The following is a 19,131-nucleotide window of genomic DNA, read 5'->3' on the forward strand; positions in this document are numbered from 1 at the left end:
CCTGACGGCGATCCGGCTATCCCTGCCCTGCTCCGCAGGAGTCCGATTCCTCCCCGGCCTGAAGGCCGGGGCATCCTCGGAGGAACCCGGTGAACAAGCTTGGTCTGCGCGGCGGATGGAGAACGGGAGCGGTGGTGAGCGCCGTCGTCATGGGCGCTTCGCTGCTGTCGGCCACGCCCGCGGCAGCCGTGCACGGCGCGGTCCCCGGCGACTTCAACGGTGACGGTTACCGCGACGCGGTCCTGCCCGCGCCCGGCGCGAACGTCGCCGGCAAGGAGGGAGCCGGTGCCGTGGTCGTGCTCTACGGAGCCAGGTCGGGGCTGTCGACGGCCAGGCGGGCGACCATCACGCAGAACACCGCCGGCGTGCCGGGCACAGCCGAGGCGAACGACGGCTTCGGCGCCTCCACCGCGACGGCCGACCTGAACCGGGACGGCTACGCCGACCTGGTGGTCTCCGCCCCCTACGAGGACACCGCGGCGGGCAAGGACGCCGGCACCGTGACGGTCCTGTGGGGCAGTCAGAAGGGGTTGACCGCCGGCCGGACCTGCCGGCGACCACTCCCGGCACGTACTACGGCCTGGACGTGCAGGCGCTCAGCACGGGCCCCGGCGCGAAGACGGAGGTTGTCGTCGCCGGGTACGAGGGGTTGATGCGCTTCTTGGGACCGTTCAGCCGCCGCGGCACCTACGGCCAGGCCGTGGAGAACCGGGCCACAGCTTCCGTCGGAAGCGTCGCTCTGGGCGACTTCGACAACGGGGGCTCCCCCGACGAGGTGGCCGTCACCGTCCGGCTGAGCGGTCTGAGCGGCGGCGAGGTGTACGTCGACCCCGTCTACGGGGGCGCGCAGCAGGCGGGCAACGGCCTGATCGCGGCCAGTGGGGACGTCAACGGCGACGGATACGCCGATCTCGTGGTCGGCGACCCCGACGAGCCGGACAGGGCCGGAGCCGACGGGGCGCTCGGCGGCCGGGTCCTCGTCTGGTACGGCTCGGCGCACGGCATCGCGCGGGACGCGAAGCCCGTGCAGCTGACCCAGAACACCCCGGGTGTGCCGGGTTCGAGCGAGAAGGGGGACGCCTTCGGTGGCGCCCTCGCGGTGGCCGACCTGAACGGTGACGGGCTGGCGGACATCGTGATCGGCTCGCCGTTCGAGGACACGGGCAAGAGAAACGCCGGCCAGGTGACGGTCGTCCCCGGCCGCCGCACGGGCGCCCTGGGCGGCAACGCCTACGCCTTCACCCAGGACACCGCCGGCATCCCCGGCACCGGTGAGGTCGACGATTCTTTCGGGACCACCGTCGCCGTGGGTGACATCGACAAGGACGGCAGACCGGAACTCTTCATCAGCGCCGCGGAGGAGGACAGCTCCACCGGCGCCGTCTGGGTCCTTCCAGGCGGAACCGGCGGCCCCACCGCCAAGGGCAGCCGCATGATCACCGCCCCGTCCGTCGGCTTCTCCCAGAAGGAGAACACCCTCCTCGGTGGCTACGGACTACTCGGAGTCATCTGACGCCCGCCACCTGCGCACCAGGTCCCCCTCCGTCGTCAGCCAGGTCCCGTCGCCGAGGGCCCGTGGGTCGGAACACGTCGTGCCGGGACAGTCGGCCTCGGCCACCGGCTGGAGGTCGGGCTGTCAAGTTCGCGTCCTGCCCCGTGACGAGACCGGCACGTCAGGCTTCCGGCATCGCCGGAGCCGTGCCCCGGCCCACCTGGGTGCGGACCGCGCCGATGCTCGCCGCGATGACCAGGGCGATGGCGGCGGCCTCCGTGGCGGACAGGGACTGGCCGAGGATCAGGAAGCCTGCCGTTGCGGCGATCGCCGGTTCCAGGCTCATCAGGATCGCGAAGGTGGAGGCGGGCAGGCGGCGCAGGGCCAGGAGTTCGAGGGTGTAGGGCAGGACGGAGGAGAGCAGGGCCACCGCCGAGCCGAGGGCCACGGTGGTGGGGTTCAGCAGGCGGCTGCCGGCCGAGGCGATGCCGATGGGCAGGAAGAGGAGGGCCGCTATCGCCATGGCCAGGGCCAGGCCGTCCGCCTGGGGGAAGCGGCGGCCCGTACGGGCGCTGAAGAGAATGTAGATCGCCCACATGGCGCCGGCGCCCAGGGCGAATCCGACACCTGTGGGGTCGAGGCTGCCGAAGCCTCCACCGCTCAGCAGGAAGACGCCCAGCAGGGCCAGGCCCGCCCACAGCGCGTTGATGGCCCGGCGGGAGGCCAGGACGGACAGGGACAGAGGGCCGAGGACCTCCAGGGTGACCGCCGGACCCAGCGGGATGCGGGCGACCGCCTCGTAGAAGAGGCCGTTCATCGCGCCCATGGCGATACCGAACGCGATGACCGTGCCCCAGTCGGCACGGGAGTGGCCGCGCAGCCGGGGGCGGCAGACGAGGAGGAGGACGACGGCCGCCGCGAGGAGGCGGAGGGTGACCACGCCCGGCGCTCCGGCCCTCGGCATCAGGGTCACCGCCAGGGCCCCGCCGAACTGGACCGAGATACCGCCGGCCAGCACCAGGCCCACGGGGCCGAGCGAACCTAGCGAGCCGAAGCGGCGCGGGCCTCGGGCAGGGGTGACCGGGGTCGGCGTGGCGGTGCTGGAGGTGGCGGTCACGGGCGGTCCTGTGCTTGATCGGGTTCGTTCATCTCGATGTACTAATGAGTCCAGAGTAATGGACTCTGACAGGTGCGTGAACCCTTTAAGGAACTGTCCCGAATGCTGGAAGTCAGATGCCCGGCCAGGCGTCGGCGGCATAGGGGCCGTAACCGTACGGCTGCTGGTACGGCGGCGTCTGCTCGTACGCGGGAGCCGGCACCGGTGCCTGCTGGTGCTCCCACAGCGGCATGCGCAGCTCGCCGGTGTCCATCACCGCGTTGTTCTGCGAGCGGTGCAGCCGTGCGTAGGCCCCGCCCCGGGCGAGGAGTTCGTCGTGCCGGCCGGTCTCCACGATCCGGCCCCGGTCGACCACCAGGACGCGGTCGGCGTCGGGGGCGAGGTTGAGGTCGTGGGTGATCATGATCGTCGTACGGCCGGCCATCAGGCGGCGCAGGGGTTTGACGACGCGGCGGGCGGCCATCGCGTCCAGGCCCGTCGTCGGCTCGTCCAGGACCAGGACGGGCGCGTCGCGCAGGAGGGCGCGGGCGATGGCGAGGCGCTGGAGCTGGCCGCCGGACAGGCGGGCCAAGTGGGGGTCGACCCGGGTGTCGTACCCGTCGGGCAGCCGCGAGATGAACTCGTGTGCGTCGGCCGCCCTCGCCGCCTCCTCGATGACGCGGTCGCTGGCGCCGGGCCGGCCGCAGGCGATGTTGGCGCGGACCGTGTCGTGCAGGACGAGGGTCTCCTGCGGCAGGAGCGTCACGTACTCGCGGAGGCGGGCCAGGGGGAAGTCGCGCACCGGTACGCCGTCCAGCAGGACGTCTCCGGAGTCCGGATCGTAGAAGCGCAGCAGGAGCTTGGAGACCGTGGACTTGCCCGCGCCGCTCGGGCCGGTGACGATCACCAGCTCGCCGGGGCTGACCGTGAAGGAGAGGTCTTGGAGGGCGGTCTTCTCGGCGCCGGGGTAGCGGAAGGCGACGCCCCTGACCTCGACCGTGCCGTCCGGGCGGCCGGTGTCCGCGGGGTGACGCGGGTCGGTGACCGAGGGGCGGACGTCCAGGATCTCGATGAGCCGCTCGGCGCCGGCCGTGGCAGCGGTGACGGTGAGGCCGAGCTGGGCCAGGCCGCGCACCGGTGGATAGAGGTAGCCGAGGAAGGCGGCGAAGGCGAGGAGCTGACCGAGGGTCATCCGGCCGGTGGAGATCTCCCAGGCGCCGATGCCGATCACCGCGAGCACGCACACCGTCTCGATGACCTGCACTATCTGTTCGTAGGCCTCGTTCAGGCGGGTGGAGCGGACCGAGGCGCGGAACCAGGCGTTCGCCTCCTCGCGCAGCCGGCGGCGTTCGGCGTCCCGGCGGTCGTAGGCCTGGGTGAGCCACGATGTTGCCGAGGGACTCCTCCACCACGGAGGTGATCGCGCCGTCGGCGACCCGGCCCTCGCGGGAGACGTCCTTGATGGAACCGGAGAAGCGGCGGGCGGCCAGCCAGAACAGGGGCGCGAGGACGAAGGTGGCGGCGGCCAGGTCCCAGCGCAGCCAGAACGCGGCGGCCGCGTAGAAGAGGGCGGAGAAGGCGGCCGAGGCGGCGCCGACCAGGCCGGAGACGACCATCGTCTCGATCGCCTCGACGTCACTGGTCAGCCGGGAGAGCAGATCGCCCTGGCGGTGGCGCTGGAAGAAGTGCGGCGGCAGCTGCTGGACATGGTCGAAGACCTGCTCGCGCAGCCGTATCACGAACCGCTCGGTCACCCAGGCGGCCAGGGAGTTGCCGGCGTAGGCGACGACGGCGCCGACCACGGCGATCGCCAGCCACTTGCCCGCCGGGCTCCAGAACGCGGCCAGTGAGCCCTTCTGCAGGGCGTGGTCGGTGAGGTCGCCGAACAGCAGGATGGCCTCGGTCTCGGCGAGCGCGGCGAGGACCGTGCACAGCCAGACCAGCAGCAGCCATTTTCTGAGCCCCCTGGTCGGCGGCCAGAAACGGCGGAATGCGGTACGGGTCGAAATGGTCGGGGTGTCGTACTCGAATTCGTCACCCTCTTCATCCACAACGGATTCCCTTCTGAATCACCATCCTGAATGAAACGAAAAGGGGCCGACGGTGCACCATCGGCCCCTTTCACATCAGCGCCGGATCAGTGGTCCTGGCCGGGCAGCGGCTTGGGCAGCGGCTTCGGCGCGTGCTTCTTCTTGTGCTTCGGCGGGGGCGGGGGCGGCAGCTGCTTCTTCGGCTTCGGGGGCAGCGGGGCGAGCTTCTTCAGGCTCATTCCGACTCCTAATGTCGCACTGTACGTGTGGGTGCTGAATTCCGCGTCCGGAACCCGACACAGAAGAACGTACACGCCTCTCATGTCCCCGAACGGCAAAAATGGCAAAGGGGCGCTGTGAATACCCTTGGAAATGCTGGGTGTTTGTTTGCGAAGCTGAGAGTGCGCTCAGCGCAGCGTCATATAGACGTCGAGTGCCTTGTGCAGGAGGCGGTTCAGCGGGAAGTCCCACTCGCCCACGTACTCCACGGCCTCGCCGCCCGCGCCCACCTTGAAGCGGAGCAGGCCGAGGAGGTGGTCGGACTCCTCCAGGGTGTCGGTGATGCCCCGGAAGTCGTAGACGTGCGCCCCGAGTTCGTGGGCGTCGCACATCATGCGCCACTGCATCGCGTTGCTGGGCTGCACCTCGCGCCTGCGGGCGGTGGAGGCGCCGTAGGAGTACCAGACGTGCCCGCCGACGATCAGCATCGTGGCCGCGGCGAGGACCTCGCCGTCGTGGTGGGCGAGGTAGAGCCGCATCCGGTCGGGGTCCTCGGCGGTGAGCGCGCTCCACATGCGCTGGAAGTACGGCAGCGGACGCGGGATGAACCGGTCGCGCCGGGCCGTCTCGGCATACAGCCCGTAGAAGACCGGCAGGTCCTCGTAGCCGCCCCGGACGACCTTCACCCCCGCCTTGTCGGCCTTCTTGATGTTGCGCCGCCACTGCTGGTTGAGGCCCTGCCGGATGTCGTCCAGCGACCGTCCGGCGTACGGCACCTGGCACACGTACCGGGGCTGCCCGGCGGCGAATCCCTCCTCGCCGCCCGGCTCGGCCTGCCGCCAGCCCATCCGGCGCAGCCGGTCGGCCAGGTCCACGGCGCCCTGTTCGGACGAGGTCGGCGGCACGTCCCGCAGCCGGTGTGCGTCCGGGTCGGCGATCGCTGCCTTGACCGCCTCGGGACTCCAGCGCCGGGCCACCACGGGCGGGCCCATCTTCACCGAGAACGCGCCCAGCCCCTTGAGATGGGCCAGCATCGGCTCCAGCCAGCGCTCCAGTTCGGGCGAGTCCCAGTCGATGACCGGCCCCTCCGGTAGGTAGGCCAGATACCGCCTGATCTTCGGCAGCGGTCTGAGCAGCACCAGCCCGGCCCCGACGAGCCGTCCGTCCGGCTCGAACCACCCGAGGCTCTCCGCTCGCCAGTCCGCCTTCACATCCCCCCACGACGGCACCTGCATATGGCTGACGGAGGGCCGGCCCGCCACGAAGGCGAGGTGTTCGGCACGGGTGATGGTCCGCAGGGTGAGAGACATGGCCGCTCCTTGAACATCACAAGATCGCAGTTTCACCTCACCCTACGAAGCACCCCGCCCGTCCAGCGGTTCCCGGGCCGTCGGCACCCTCGCCCGCGCGCACGGCTCAGCCCTACGGCCCTGCGCGAGACACGGCTCCGGCCCATTGGGGGGACGGCGCGCTCATCTCGCTGCGGGTGTGCGGGCGGAGAGCCGCAGGGCCCAGGCCACGCAGGCGAAGGCGGCGGTGCAGGTCAGGGCGCGGACCACGTTCCAGCGGACCCAGGTGGTCTCGAAGGCGGCCCGGACGGCGGCGGGGTCGGCGATGTGGTCCGGCGCACCGGCCGCCGCCAGCCGGTTGTTGAGCGGGACGTTGACCACACCGGTGATGACCAGCATGGCCAGCTGGAACGCCGCCGCCGCGGCGATCCACAGCAGCACCCCGCGGCTGCCGCTGCCGCCTCTGAGCTCCAGCACGCCCGCGACGCCGATCAGCACGAGGGCGCCCAGGAAGGACAGCATGAACCAGCCGTTGAGGATGGCCACGTTGATCTGCTGCATCACCTCCACGAAGCTCCGGTCGTCGGCGCGGGCCAATCCCGGCATGACCGAGCAGGCGTACGAGTAGAACAGCCCGGCGCCGAGTCCGGTGGTGAGCGTCGCCCCGAACAGGACGACCGTGCGAAGAGCCGGCATTTCGTAACCCCCCGTTCCTGTGGTGTGCCGTCAGTCAACCGGCCGGCCGGGTCCCGGGCCATCGTCGAGACGCTCGACCCCATACGCGACTGTCCAGCGGGCCCTGCGCCGCCCTGTACCGATCACCCGGCTTCCTCGCTTCCCCGCCTCTGCCCCTCCAGCGCCTCCGCCAGCACCTCCGCCAGATGCCGGCCCCGCACCCCGGCCAGCTGCTCCAGCTGGGTGCGGCAGGAGAAGCCGTCGGCCAGGATCACGGTCTGCTCGGGCGCGTCCCGGACCGAGGGCAGGAGCTGTTCCTCCGCGCAGGCCCTCGACACCTCGAAGTGTCCTTTTTCGAAGCCGAAGTTGCCCGCGAGGCCGCAACAGCCGCCGCTCAGCTCGCCGGTGAGGCCCGCGGCCGCGCGCAGCCGGCGGTCGGGGGCGTCGCCGAGCACCGCGTGCTGGTGGCAGTGGGTCTGTCCGGCGACCGGACGCTCCACGGCGGGCGGGCTCCAGTGCGGGGCGTGCCGCTGCAGGGCTTCGGCGAAGGTGACGACGGCCGAGGCGAGACGGGCGGCCCGCGGGTCCTCGTGCAGCAGTTCCGGCAGGTCGGTGCGCAGGGCCGCCGCGCAGCTCGGTTCCAGGACGACGACCGGGGCCCCGGCCCGCAGCACCGGCTCCATCAGGTCCAGCGTGCGCCGCAGGACCGTGCGGGCGCGGTCGAGCTGGCCGGTGGAGATGTAGGTAAGGCCGCAGCAGACGCGGGCCCGGCGGGCGGCGAGCAGCGCGATGGCGGACCGGGTCCTGCCGTCGGCGATCCTTCCCCCGCGGGGCAGCAGCGTCGGCGGCAGGGCCACCCGCAGCCCGGCGGCCTCCAGCACCCGGACGGCGGCCCGGCCGACGGCCGGTGACAGATGCTCGGTGAAGGTGTCCGGCCAGAGCACGACCAGGTCCCCCGGGCCCGAGCCCCACGGCACCGGCCCCCCGGTGCCGCCGCCGGCGGGCCTCCTGCCGCGCCACCAGCCGGTGAACGTCCGCGTCGCCAGCCGGGGAATCCCCCGCTCGGCCGCGATCCCGCCCAGGCGTTTGCCGGCCTGGGCCAACGGCCGTACCGAAGCGAGCGCGTTGAGCAGGGGGGCCGTGCGGGTGGCGGCGACCCAGCGCAGCCACTGCGGCAGCCGGCCCATGGCGAGGTGCGCGGCGGGACGGCGCCGGCCGGCGTAGTGGTGGTGCAGGAACTCCGCCTTGTAGGTGGCCATGTCGACGCCGACCGGGCAGTCGGAGCGGCAGCCCTTGCAGGACAGGCACAGGTCGAGGGCGTCACGCACCTCGGTCGAACGCCAGCCGTCGGTGACCAGTTCGCCGGCCAGCATCTCGTGCAGCAGCCGGGCCCGGCCGCGCGTGGAGTGCTCCTCCTCGCCGGTCGCCCGGAAGGACGGGCACATCACGGCGGGTCCGGAGGCCGTGGTCGTACGGCACTTGGCGACGCCGACGCAGCGGCGGACGGCGGCACGGAAGTCGCCTTCGTCGGCCGGGTAGCCGAAGGCCACGTCGACGGGCTTACCCGGAAGGACGGAGAAGCGGAGGTTCGCGTCCAGCGGGGACGGGCGGACCAGCATGCCGGGGTTGAGCAGGTCGTCGGGGTCCCAGACCGCCTTGGCCCGCTCGAAGAGCCGGACCGTCTCCGCGCCGTACATGCGCGGCAGCAGCTCCGCGCGGGCCTGTCCGTCGCCGTGCTCCCCGGACAGGGAGCCGCCGTGCTCCACCACCAGGTCGGCCAGTTCCTCGGAGAAGCGGCGGAAGCGGCCGACGCCGGCCTCGGTGAGCAGGTCGAAGTCGATACGGACGTGGATGCAGCCGTCGCCGAAGTGGCCGTAGGGCGTGCCGCGCAGGCCGTGCGCCGACAGCAGGGCGCGGAAGTCGCGCAGATAGGCGCCGAGCCGGGCGGGCGGAACCGCGCAGTCCTCCCAGCCGGGCCAGGCCTCGCTGCCGTCGGGCATACGGGTGGCCGTACCGCTCGCGTCCTCGCGGATGCGCCACAGGGTCCGCTGGGCGGCCGGGTCGGTCACCACGAGGGAGTCGATCACGTCGGCCGCGCGGACGACGTCCTCCGCACGCGCGCGTGCCTCGGCCGCCGACTCCCCGCCCGTCTCCACGAACAGCCAGGCGCCCCCCTTGGGCAGCCCGGCCGGCGAGCGCACCAGGTCGGCCGCCATGCCCTCCACGGTCAGCGGGCCGAGCGGAAGGAGGCCGGCGGCGGCCTCGGCGGCGGCGCTCTCGTCGCCGTAGGCCAGCACGGCCAGGGCACGCGCGCGTGGGGCCCGAACCAGCTGGACGACGGCCTCGGTGAGGATGCCGAGGGTGCCCTCGGATCCGCAGAAGGAGCGGGCGACATCGGCGCCCTTCTCGGGCAGCAGCGCGTCCAGCGCATACCCGGAGATGCGGCGGGGCAGCTCCGGGAAGCCGGTGCGCAGCCGGGCCAGCTCCCCCTGCGCGAGCTCGCGCAGCCCGTCCGGCGCCCCGGCCCAGTCCCGGCCGAGTCGCAGCCGGTGCCCGCGCGCGGTGAGGACGGACAGCTCCCGCACGCTGTCGGCGGTCGTGCCCCAGGCGACCGAGTGCGAGCCGCAGGAGTTGTTGCCGATCATTCCGCCGAGCGTGCACCGGCTGTGCGTGGACGGGTCCGGGCCGAAGCGCAGACCGTGCGGGGCGGCGGCCTCCTGGAGCCGGTCGAGGACGAGCCCCGGTTGGACGACGGCCGTTCGGGTGCCGGGGTCCAGCTCCAGCAGGCCGTTCATGTGCCGGGTGAAGTCCAGCACCACGCCGGCGCCGGTCGCCTGCCCGGCGATCGACGTGCCCCCACCGCGCGCCACCACCGGCACCCCCCGGGTCCGGCACACCTCCAGCGCCGCGGCCACGTCGTCGGCGTCTCTCGGGGCGACGACACCCGCCGGGACACGCCGGTAGTTGGACGCGTCCATGGTGACCAGCGCCCGGGAGGTGGTGTCGAAACCGACCTCGCCCCGGACGGCGCCGCGCAGCTCCGCTTCGAGATCCGAGTGATCCGTCATGCGTCCAGGATGCATCCGCTCACGGACAGTCACCGGAAGTTTTCCACAGCCCCGCGCATACCGTCGTACAAGTTCACAAGTCCAGTGACCGGTGATCTCGTCTCATCCGACGGACACCGCTCTGCCCGGTTTCGCCCACCGCGATACTCTCCGACTCGTGGCCGACATCCAGATTCCCGCTGACATCAAGCCCGCCGACGGACGTTTCGGCGCGGGCCCCTCCAAGGTGCGTACCGAGGCGCTGGACGCCCTCGCCGCGACCGGAAGCTCCCTGCTCGGCACCTCCCACCGCCAGGCGCCCGTCAAGAACCTGGTCGGCAAGGTCCGCGAGGGCATCTCCGAACTGTTCTCCCTGCCCGAGGGCTACGAGGTGATCCTCGGCAACGGCGGCTCGACCGCCTTCTGGGACATCGCCACCCACGGCGTGATCGAGAACAAGTCCCAGCACCTGAGCTTCGGCGAGTTCTCCTCCAAGTTCGCCAAGGCCGCCAAGCTCGCCCCGTGGCTGGCCGAGCCCACCGTCATCTCCACCGACCCCGGCACCCACCCCGAGGCGCGGGCCGAGGCGGGCGTCGACGTGTACGCCTTCACCCACAACGAGACCTCGACGGGCGTCGCGATGCCCATCAAGCGTGTCGACGGCGCGGACTCCGGTGCCCTGGTCCTCGTGGACGCCACCTCCGGCGCCGGCGGTCTCCCGGTCGACGTGTCCGAGACGGACATCTACTACTTCGCCCCGCAGAAGTCCTTCGCCTCCGACGGCGGCCTGTGGATCGGCCTCTTCTCCCCGGCCGCGATCGAGCGCGCCGAGCGCGTCCACGCCTCCGGCCGCCACGTCCCGGAGTTCTTCTCGCTGCCCACGGCGATCGACAACTCCCGCAAGAACCAGACGTACAACACCCCGGCCCTCGCCACCCTGTTCCTGCTGAACCAGCAGCTGGAGTGGCTCAACGGCCAGGGCGGCCTGGACTGGTCCACGGCCCGTACCAAGGACTCCTCGACCCGCCTGTACTCCTGGGCGGAGGAGTCCAAGTACGCCACCCCGTTCGTCACCGACCCGGCCAAGCGCTCGCAGGTCATCGGCACGATCGACTTCTCCGACGAGATCGACGCCGCCGCCGTCGCCAAGGCCCTGCGCGCCAACGGCATCGTCGACACCGAGCCCTACCGCAAGCTCGGCCGCAACCAGCTCCGCGTCGCCATGTTCCCGGCGATCGACCCGGCGGACGTCGAGGCGCTGACGCACTGCATCGACTACGTGATCGAGAGGCTCTGACCCTCCGGGCACGACAGTCAAGGGCGCCCCGCGGAGTTCGTTGCGCGGGGCGCCCTTCGTCGCGTGCCGTCGTCCCGGGCCGTGCCCCCAACGCCGGTCAGGGACGCCCGCGTCGAGAATGACCGGGTACGGCCCCCGCAGGACGCCCGAGCCGCCTCACCCCCGCCTCCGCAGCAGCCGCAGCCCGAACAGGGCGGCCAGCCCGACGGCGGCGACGGCGGCGCCGATCTTCAGGCCGTCGCCGCTCACCCCCGACGACGCGGCTCCCGAACTCCCGCTCGCCGAAGGGGAACCGGACTCCGGCCCGCCGGGCGCGTTCTTCGCCACGACCTCGCTGCCCGCGCCCTCGCTGCTGTACAGCAGCTTGGTCCCGTCGGCCGAATAGGAGACGCCCTCTCCCTGGCCCTGGAGGGGCACGTCGAGGCGGCCCTCGCGTTTGATCCGGCCGCCGTTCCAGTCGTAGTAGATCCCGCCGAAGTACCCGCGCACGGCGAGCTGCCGGCCGTCCGGTGAGAAGGCCGCGTCCGTGGCCCACAGGTCGACGGTCGCGACCGGCTTGAAGATGTTCGCGCCGGAGGCGGACAGGGTGGCCGGGCCCTCGTACAGGTGCCCCCCGTCCTCCTTCTTGTCGATGATGTAGACCCGTCCGGTCTTCGGGTGGACGATCAGCGACTCCGCGTCGCGCGGCCCGTTCGCGTACTTCACGACGTACTGCGTGGCCGTCACCGTCCGGTCCTTCAGCTCCTTCGGCTCGGGCAGCCGGTAGATCCACACGTACGGCCACTTGCCGCCGAGGTTGTCGCCGATGTCGCCCAGGTAGATCTCGTTGTGCGGCCCGATGGAGATGGCCTCGACGTCCCGGGGGGCGCCGATGCCGCGCAGGGTGATCCGGGCGACGGTCTTCCCGGTCCGGCTGTCGACGGCGTAGATGTGCGGGCCGTCGCCGCTGTCGTTGTGCGTCCAGTAGATGCCGGGGTGGAGCCGGGAGGCGGCGAGCCCGCTCGACTCGGAGACCCGCGGATCCTTGAACGTGAACCCCTGGTCGCCGTCCCCGCCGGCGCTCTCGGCGGCGGAGGCGGGCAGCGCACAGGCGCCGGCGAGCAGCAACCCGGCGAGGACGGCGGACGATCGACGCATGTCTCAAGATTGCCATTCGCTTCCGGGGTTCACCCGGCATGCTCCCGCCGGGGCCCGCCGGACGTGGTGGGCCTCACATCCCACCGGCGCGCGTGATCGTCCATCATGACCGGATGCTTAGGTTCATGCCCGTAGGTGACTCCATGACGATCGGGAGCGCGGGCGAGCACACATGGCGTTACCGGCTGTGGCGGCATCTGTGCGACACGCACAACGGCGCGTTCACCTTCGTCGGCCCGCGCGAGGAGCTGTACGACAAGGCGGCCGACGCCCCGACGTCCCACGCCTACGCCGAGCCCGGCTTCCCCCGCCGCCACCTGGCCGGCTGGGGCGAGGGCTGGCTGCACATGGCTCCGCTGATCGGCGACGCGGTACGGGAGCACCGTGCGGACGTGCTGCTGGTCTCCCTCGGGCTCATCGACCTGGGCTTCTACACCAACGCCGAACAGACGGCGCAGAACGTGCGCGCCTTCGTCGCGGGGGCCCGCGAGACCAGGCCGCGCATCCGCATGGTGCTGCTGCCGGTGATCCCGAACATACGGGCCGCGGCGGACCCGTCCTTCGCCGAGGAGGTCGACCGCTTCAACGTCCTGCTCGCCAAGGCGGTCGCCGACCTGGACGAGCCCCGGTCGCCGATTCTGCTGGCCTCGCCGCCTCAGTCGTACGACATCCATGCCGACACCTACGACGGCACCCATCCCAACGCGCGCGGGGAGCACCGGATCGCGGGGGCGTTCGCGGGGGCGATGTGGGAGGCGTGGGGGGTCGGAGAAGTGTACGTGGCCGGAACGGGTTGACCGAATTCCGGCGTCTCCCGGTCACCGTGCGTATCGTTGAACTGCGCGGCTGCTCCTGTCCGTGGGGCAGCTGGGGAGGAGCGCCACGATGACCGTCCTTGAAGACAGGATCGCGATGGCCGAGTGCGACGACGAGAGCATGCTCGACGAGATGTTCGAACGGCTTGAGCCCACCCCCGAGGGATACAAGGTCGAGATCGTCGAGGGGACTGTCTACACGTCGCCGCAGCGGGACACTCATTGGCACATCACCCTGGACCTCATCGAGCAGCTGCGACGCAAGTACGCGCGAGGGCGGTTGAAGTCCGATGTCCGGATCGACTACCCGGGTCGCCTCAACGGTTTCGCGACGGACGTGACAGCCATCAGGGAAGGTGCTGCCAAGACTGAGAAGGGCCGCTGGCGCTACCAAGACGTCGAGTTCGTCGCCGAGGTCATCTCCAAGGGCACCGCAGCCAACGACTACGGCCCGAAGAAGACCGCATACGCCACCGCCGAAGTCCCGGTGTATTTCATCGCCGACCCCTACAAGGGCATGTGCTACGTCTACACCCAGCCCAAGGAAGACGACTACATCACGAGGACGAAGGTCGACTTCGGCAAGGACATCGACCTGACCGGCACCGTGATCGACCTCGTCCTCAAGACCGACGAGTTCCCCCGCGACTGACACGCCGGATGCCAGGATGCGGCCCATGACCTACGGCTGCATCGCCTCCATGAAGACCACCCCCGGCTCCCGCGACGAGGTCGTGGCCATCCTCCTCGGCGCCGCCGAAGGCCTCCGCGCGGCCGGCTGCCACGCGTACATCGTGGGCCTCGCCGACGAGGACGACGTGACGATCCGGGTGACCGAGGTCTGGCGCAGCAAGGAGCACCACGACGCCTCGCTGCAACTACCGGAGGCCCGCGCGGCGATCGCGAAGGCCATGCCCCTGCTGACGGGCGAGTTCACCAAGCAGGAGCTGGCGGTCGCGGGCGGTCTCGGGCTCTGAGACAGCAAACCCCCAGGCCCCGAAAGCCCTTGCATAGAGCGCACTTCAAGCCGTTGGCTAGAGGACCATGAAGTACACGCAGCTTGGACGCACGGGACTCAAGGTCAGCCGACTGGTCCTCGGGACGATGAACTTCGGGCCGCAGACCGACGAGGCCGACAGCCACACCATCATGGACGCGGCGCTGGACGCGGGCATCAACTTCTTCGACACGGCCAACGTGTACGGCTGGGGCGAGAACAAGGGCCGCACCGAGACGATCATCGGCAACTGGTTCGCCAAGGGCGGCGAGCGCCGCGACAAGGTCGTCCTCGCCACCAAGGTCTACGGCAACATGGCCCTCGACGACGAGACCGCCTGGCCCAACCACGACAAGCTCTCCGCGCTGAACATCCGCCGGGCCGTGGACGCCAGCCTGAAGCGGCTGCAGACCGACTACATCGACCTCTACCAGTTCCACCACATCGACCGCAGCACCCCGTTCGAGGAGATCTGGCAGGCCATCGACACCCTGGTCCAGCAGGGCAAGATCCTCTACGCCGGCTCCTCCAACTTCCCCGGCTACAAGATCGCCCAGGCCAACGAGATCGCCGCCCGCCGCGGCGGCACCATCGGCCTGGTCAGCGAGCAGTGCCTGTACAACCTCGCCGAGCGCCGCGCCGAGATGGAGGTCATCCCGGCCGCGCAGGACTACGGCCTCGGGGTCATCCCATGGTCGCCGCTGCACGGCGGCCTGCTCGGCGGGATCATCAAGAAGGAGGTCCAGGGCGGCCGCCGCGCCACCGGCCGGGCCGCCGACACCCTCAAGGACCCGGCCGCCCGCGCCCAGATCCAGGCGTACGAGGACCTGGTCGACAAGCACGGCCTGGAGCCCGGCGAGGTGGCCCTGGCCTGGCTGCTCACCCGCCCGGGTGTGACGGGTCCCATCGTCGGTCCGCGCACGGCCGAACAGCTGGAGTCCGCGATCAGGGCTTCGGAGCTGGAGCTGAGCGAGGAACTGCTGGCGGGCCTGGACGAGATCTTCCCGGGCACGGGTCCGTCCCCGGAGGCCTTCGCCTGGTAGTTCCGGGAGGGGCCGGCCCCCGTGGAGGCGGCGGGGCCGCATGGGACATGCGGCTCCGCCGTCGAGCCACTACCTGACGGCCGCCGAGACGGCCACCACTACGAACATCAGCACAAGCACACCGGCCATGATCCGGTTCCGGGTCTTCGGGTCCACGTATTCGAGCCTAACCGGAGGCACCCAGTGCCCAGCGGGCGACCGCCTCATAGCGCGGCTGCTCCCCCGCCACACCCGAGCGCGGCAGATTGCTCCGCACCAGCACCAGCTCGTTCACCGTCCAGGTCCCGCTGGTGAACTCGCGGAGCAGATCGACATACGGCCGTACGTCCACCGAGTCCCGGCTCCGCGCCACCGTCAGGTGGGCCTTGTACCGCCGGTGCTCCCCCATCGGCACGCCCACCTTCCGCGCCGCCGCCTCCGCCCGGTCGGCGAGCAGCCGCATCGCCTCCACCTCCCCGTAGGCGCCGGTCCACAGGGCCTTGCCGTGCCCGAACTGGCCGCCGCCGGAGAGGGCCAGGTCGAAGGGCGCCGTACGGTGGGCCGCGCGGGCCAGGCGGTCCGACAGGTCCGGTACGAGGTCGTCGGCGACCTCGCCGTAGAAGGCGAGGGTGAAGTGCCAGCCCGGGCGGTTGGTCCAGCGCAGCCGCTCCGCTCCGGGCAGGCGCTTCAACTTGGCGACCTCGGCGGCGAGTTCATGGACGACGTGCTCCGGGGGGAGCACCGCGGCGAAGAGTCTCATGCCTTCACCTTGGCAGACCCGCGCGGGCAGGATGACCCCATGACGATCACCATCCGCGAGGGCGGCCCCGACGACATCCCCGCGATACTCGGCATGCTGGACAGCAGTGTGGAGTGGCTGGTCTCACACGGGCGCACCAAACAGTGGGGCACCAAGCCGCTGTCGGAGAACCCGAGGGTGGCGGAATCGGTCACCGGGTTCATGGAGCAGGGCACCGCGTACCTCGCCGAGATCGACGGTGTGCCGGCCGCCACCCTCATCCTCACGGACGCGCCCGGCGCCTACCTGTCGCACCTGCCGTCGCCCGGCGAGCCCGAGCGGTACATCCACTGGCTCGCCTCCGACCGCCGTTTCAAGGGACAGGGCGCCGGGGCCGCGCTGCTCGCCCACGCCGCCGAGGTGACCCGCCGGGCCGGTGTCCGCCTGCTGCGGGTGGACTGCTACGCGGGCGGCGACCGCAGGCTCGTCGCCTACTACGAGGCGAACGGTTTCACGCCGACGCAGACGTACACCACCGGCGAACGACTGGCCGGGGCAGGTGCTCGCCCGGCGGGTGTGACCGCCCGGCGAGCACCCCATACCCGGTCGACGGGTCAGCGCTCGGCGCGCAGGGTGCCGAGGAGCCCGTCCTTCTCGTCGTTGATGCCCGCGGCGAACCAGACGCTGTCCCTGCCGCCGGACCGGTCGGTGCCCTGCTGCAGGCCCCACAGTCCGTCGATCTCGATCGGGCGCCCGTTGCGGTCCCTCAGGGTTCCCTGGAACCGGCCGCTGTTCAGGTCGAAGGCGTGGATGCGGCCGTCGCCGAAGTTGCCGACGAGCAGGTCACCGGCGAACCTCCCGAACCCCCTGGGCGCGACCTCCAGGCCCCAGGGCGAGTTGAGCTTCTTGCGCTTCCTTTCGCTCACGAAGCGCTTGATCAGCTTGCCCTCGGTGGTGAACACGTCGATGAAACCGTTGCCCGCGCCGGGGACGTCGTCCTCCTTGTCCGCGTCCTGCAGGGCGTACGTCACGAAGACCCGGTCGCCGATCTTCTTGACGTCGAAGGGCGCGAAGCCCTCGGGGAGGTGCCGGTCCCGGAACGCGTTGGCGGACAGCTTCAGCGGGTTGAAGTCGGCGTCGAAGGCGTCGATGCGCGCGTCACGGAAGTTCGCGACGAGGAGGCGCGCCCGCCGGTCGCCGCCCTTACGGCATTCCTTGCCCTTCGCGTCCTTCTTCCGGCGGTCCACCAGTGTCAGGCCCTTGAACACGGCGTCGGGATCGTCGTCCTGCGCGACCTGGAAGGCGTGCGTCGGATCCACGTTCGGGCTGAAGGCGAAGAGGCGGCCGCCCTCCCCCGCGAAGATGTACCGCGCGCGACCGGACCTGCCGTCCACGCTGAAGCGGAAGGCGCCGGTGTCGTTGCGCACGATCCCGGTCGGGTCGGCGCCGTCGGGGAGCTGGATCACGGGTGTGAGGGCGGTGACCGGCCGACCGTCCCGGGCGCCCGCGTACACCGTGGACGTGCTGGTCCCGTTGTTGGCGACCCTGATCGCACCGCTCGGCGTGCGCACCAGCCCCCAGGGGTTCTTCAGGTTCTGGTCCTCCAGTTCCGCCCCGCCAATGTCGGAGACGAGATCGCGCTCCCGGAAGCCGTGGTCGGCCCGGTGCCGTGGTGCGCCCACGGCTCCGGACGGCACGGCGGCGGCGAGCGCGCCGACCGTGCCGAGGGTCAGCGCGACCGCCGCCAGCCGCCGCACGCGGGGGCGGGATCTCGGGGTCGAAACCTGTGATGCCATGCGGATGCTCCTGTCCCATACGGGTGTCAAATCGGGCGTACAGGCAGAAGTAATCTCATACCGTGCCAATCACACCGGCGATCGACACGCAACCGCACAGCCGTACGACCACGGCAGCGGTGCCCCCTACGCCGCCGTGGCCAACCGCTCCCGCTCGCGCGGTACGAAGCGGACCCGCGGGTGGCCGTGGTGCCAGCCCACCGCCAGTCGCAGACCGCCGATGCGGGCCAGGACCAGACCGATACCGGCGGCGGCCGCGGCCGAGACCAGGCCGCCGAGGACGAAGCCGACCCGGGCGCCGTAGGTGTCGGTGATCCAGCCGACGATCGGCGCGCCCAGCGGCGTGCCGCCCATGAACACCATCATGAAAAGGGACATCACCCGGCCGCGCATGGCCGGGTCGGTGGCCATCTGCACGGCGGTGTTCGCGGTGACGTTGACCGTCAGGCCGAAGACCCCGATCGGGACCATGAGCAGCGCGAACAGCCAGTACGACGGGGCCAGTGCAGCCACCACCTCCAGCGTGCCGAAGGCCAGCGCGGCGGCGATCAGGACGCGCAGCCGGGCCGTGCCGCGCCGGGCTGCCAGCAGGGCGCCGCACAGGGAGCCGACGGCCATCAGGGTGTTGAAGAGGCTGTAGGAGCCGGCGCCGGAGTGGAAGACGCCGCCCGCGTAGGCCGACAGCCACACCGGGAAGTTGAAGCCGAAGGTGCCGATGAAACCGACGAGGACGATCGGCCAGATCAGCTCGGGGCGCCCGGCCACGTACCGCAGGCCCTCCCGCAGCTGGCCCTTGCCGCGCGGCGCGCGCTGGACCACGTGCAGTTCACGGGCGCGCATCAGCAGCAGACCGGCGATGGGCGCGACGAAGGACAGGCCGTTGGCGAGGAACGCCCAGCCGGTGCCCACACCGGTGATCATCACACCGGCGACGGCGGGGCCGACCAGGCGGGCGGACTGGAAGTTGGCCGAGTTCAGACTGACCGCGTTCTGCAGCTGCTCGGGGCCGACCATCTCGGAGACGAAGGACTGGCGGGCCGGGTTGTCGAGCACCGTGGCGAGGCCGACGGCGAAGGCGGCGACGTAGACGTGCCAGACCTGGACGTGGCCGGTGAGCGTGAGGAAGGCGAGCGCCAGGCCCGTCACGGCCATGGAGGCCTGCGTGACCAGCAGCGTGGGGCGCTTGGGGAGGCGGTCGACCAGGACTCCGCCGTAGAGGCCGAAGAGGAGCATCGGCAGGAACTGCAGGGCCGTCGTGATGCCCACGGCGGCGGAGGAGCCGGTGAGACTGAGGACGAGCCAGTCCTGGGCGATGCGCTGCATCCAGGTGCCGGTGTTGGAGACGACCTGGCCCATGAAGAAGAGGCGGTAGTTCCGGATCCTCAGCGAGCTGAACATCGAGCCCTTGCGGGCGGCGGGGGTAGTAGTGGCGGTCGGTGCGGGGGCGGAAGGTGTTCCGGATCCCGTACTCAAAGACGTT

General features: G+C 71.3%; 16 protein-coding genes and 2 pseudogenes. 8 read left to right on the top strand and 10 right to left on the bottom strand.

The features are described 5' to 3' along the window. The first annotated feature begins 89 nt into the window (after positions 1-89). Both ACIBJF_RS24700 and ACIBJF_RS24705 read left to right on the top strand, forming a co-directional pair. Positions 90-653: an FG-GAP repeat protein gene (locus tag ACIBJF_RS24700; RefSeq protein ID WP_399176727.1), complete on the top strand. Its 564-nt coding sequence runs from the start codon at positions 90-92 to the stop codon at positions 651-653. Continuing rightward, positions 653-1,513, top strand: coding sequence for an FG-GAP repeat protein (locus tag ACIBJF_RS24705; RefSeq protein ID WP_399176730.1), 861 nt, complete (start codon positions 653-655; stop codon positions 1,511-1,513). Before ACIBJF_RS24700 ends, ACIBJF_RS24705 begins: the two co-directional genes overlap by 1 nt. Before the next feature lie 160 nt (positions 1,514-1,673). Here the strand turns inward: ACIBJF_RS24705 and ACIBJF_RS24710 are convergent, their stop codons facing one another. The 6 genes and pseudogenes from ACIBJF_RS24710 to ACIBJF_RS24735 all read right to left on the bottom strand — a co-directional run bounded on the left by ACIBJF_RS24710 (position 1,674) and on the right by ACIBJF_RS24735 (position 9,869). Next, the gene (locus ACIBJF_RS24710; protein ID WP_399176731.1) at positions 1,674-2,609 is read right to left on the bottom strand and encodes an EamA family transporter; all 936 of its coding nucleotides are present in this window, start codon (positions 2,607-2,609) and stop codon (positions 1,674-1,676) included. Between the two features lie 112 nt (positions 2,610-2,721). Continuing rightward, a pseudogene (locus ACIBJF_RS24715) lies at positions 2,722-4,639 on the bottom strand (ABC transporter ATP-binding protein). 86 nt (positions 4,640-4,725) lie between these two features. Further along, the gene (locus ACIBJF_RS24720; protein ID WP_399176733.1) at positions 4,726-4,857 is read right to left on the bottom strand and encodes a hypothetical protein; all 132 of its coding nucleotides are present in this window, start codon (positions 4,855-4,857) and stop codon (positions 4,726-4,728) included. Between the two features lie 168 nt (positions 4,858-5,025). Next, positions 5,026-6,147 (bottom strand): lipid II:glycine glycyltransferase FemX, encoded by a 1,122-nt coding sequence (locus ACIBJF_RS24725; protein WP_399176735.1) that lies wholly within the window; start codon positions 6,145-6,147, stop codon positions 5,026-5,028. Positions 6,148-6,309: 162 nt separating this feature from the next. Continuing rightward, positions 6,310-6,822 (bottom strand): DUF1772 domain-containing protein, encoded by a 513-nt coding sequence (locus ACIBJF_RS24730; protein ID WP_399176737.1) that lies wholly within the window; start codon positions 6,820-6,822, stop codon positions 6,310-6,312. 122 nt (positions 6,823-6,944) lie between these two features. Next, positions 6,945-9,869, bottom strand: coding sequence for an FAD-binding and (Fe-S)-binding domain-containing protein (locus tag ACIBJF_RS24735; protein ID WP_399176738.1), 2,925 nt, complete (start codon positions 9,867-9,869; stop codon positions 6,945-6,947). 157 nt (positions 9,870-10,026) lie between these two features. Here ACIBJF_RS24735 and serC point away from each other — a divergent pair, with 157 nt between their 5' ends. Then, positions 10,027-11,145 carry a phosphoserine transaminase gene (serC, locus tag ACIBJF_RS24740; RefSeq protein ID WP_399176740.1) on the top strand — a complete coding sequence of 373 codons (1,119 nt, stop codon included), beginning with the start codon at positions 10,027-10,029 and terminating at the stop codon, positions 11,143-11,145. Positions 11,146-11,301: 156 nt separating this feature from the next. Here the strand turns inward: serC and ACIBJF_RS24745 are convergent, their stop codons facing one another. Then, complete coding sequence (locus ACIBJF_RS24745) at positions 11,302-12,282, bottom strand: WD40 repeat domain-containing protein (protein ID WP_399176742.1); 981 nt, start codon at positions 12,280-12,282, stop codon at positions 11,302-11,304. A gap of 113 nt (positions 12,283-12,395) precedes the next feature. On the opposite strand from ACIBJF_RS24745, the gene ACIBJF_RS24750 reads away from it, so the two are divergent. From ACIBJF_RS24750 to ACIBJF_RS24765, 4 genes are all read left to right on the top strand, one after another. Then, on the top strand, positions 12,396-13,079 hold the full coding sequence (locus ACIBJF_RS24750; protein WP_399176744.1) for a GDSL-type esterase/lipase family protein: 684 nt from the start codon (positions 12,396-12,398) through the stop codon (positions 13,077-13,079). 88 nt (positions 13,080-13,167) lie between these two features. Then, a complete protein-coding gene (locus ACIBJF_RS24755) occupies positions 13,168-13,749 on the top strand; it encodes a Uma2 family endonuclease (protein WP_399176746.1) in 582 nt (193 codons plus the stop codon). Between the two features lie 25 nt (positions 13,750-13,774). Then, positions 13,775-14,074, top strand: a complete 300-nt coding sequence (locus tag ACIBJF_RS24760) for a putative quinol monooxygenase (RefSeq protein WP_390682219.1) — start codon at positions 13,775-13,777, stop codon at positions 14,072-14,074. A gap of 67 nt (positions 14,075-14,141) precedes the next feature. Beyond that, positions 14,142-15,137 carry an aldo/keto reductase gene (locus tag ACIBJF_RS24765; RefSeq protein WP_399176749.1) on the top strand — a complete coding sequence of 332 codons (996 nt, stop codon included), beginning with the start codon at positions 14,142-14,144 and terminating at the stop codon, positions 15,135-15,137. Positions 15,138-15,303: 166 nt separating this feature from the next. Here the strand turns inward: ACIBJF_RS24765 and thpR are convergent, their stop codons facing one another. Further along, positions 15,304-15,876, bottom strand: coding sequence for an RNA 2',3'-cyclic phosphodiesterase (gene thpR, locus ACIBJF_RS24770; RefSeq protein ID WP_399176750.1), 573 nt, complete (start codon positions 15,874-15,876; stop codon positions 15,304-15,306). 39 nt (positions 15,877-15,915) lie between these two features. Between thpR and ACIBJF_RS24775 the strand changes: the two are divergent. Next, positions 15,916-16,435 (top strand): annotated as a pseudogene (locus tag ACIBJF_RS24775) (GNAT family N-acetyltransferase). Positions 16,436-16,469: 34 nt separating this feature from the next. Here ACIBJF_RS24775 and ACIBJF_RS24780 read toward each other — a convergent pair. Together ACIBJF_RS24780 and ACIBJF_RS24785 are read right to left on the bottom strand one after the other, a co-directional pair. Next, positions 16,470-17,651, bottom strand: coding sequence for a TIGR03118 family protein (locus ACIBJF_RS24780; RefSeq protein ID WP_399176752.1), 1,182 nt, complete (start codon positions 17,649-17,651; stop codon positions 16,470-16,472). A 126-nt stretch (positions 17,652-17,777) separates the two neighbouring features. After that, the gene (locus ACIBJF_RS24785) at positions 17,778-19,124 is read right to left on the bottom strand and encodes an MFS transporter (RefSeq protein WP_399176754.1); all 1,347 of its coding nucleotides are present in this window, start codon (positions 19,122-19,124) and stop codon (positions 17,778-17,780) included. Between the last annotated feature and the right edge of the window lie 7 nt (positions 19,125-19,131).

Origin of the sequence: Streptomyces sp. NPDC050743, from assembly GCF_044456925.1 — a bacterium.
Taxonomy (GTDB): Bacteria; Actinomycetota; Actinomycetes; order Streptomycetales; family Streptomycetaceae; genus Streptomyces.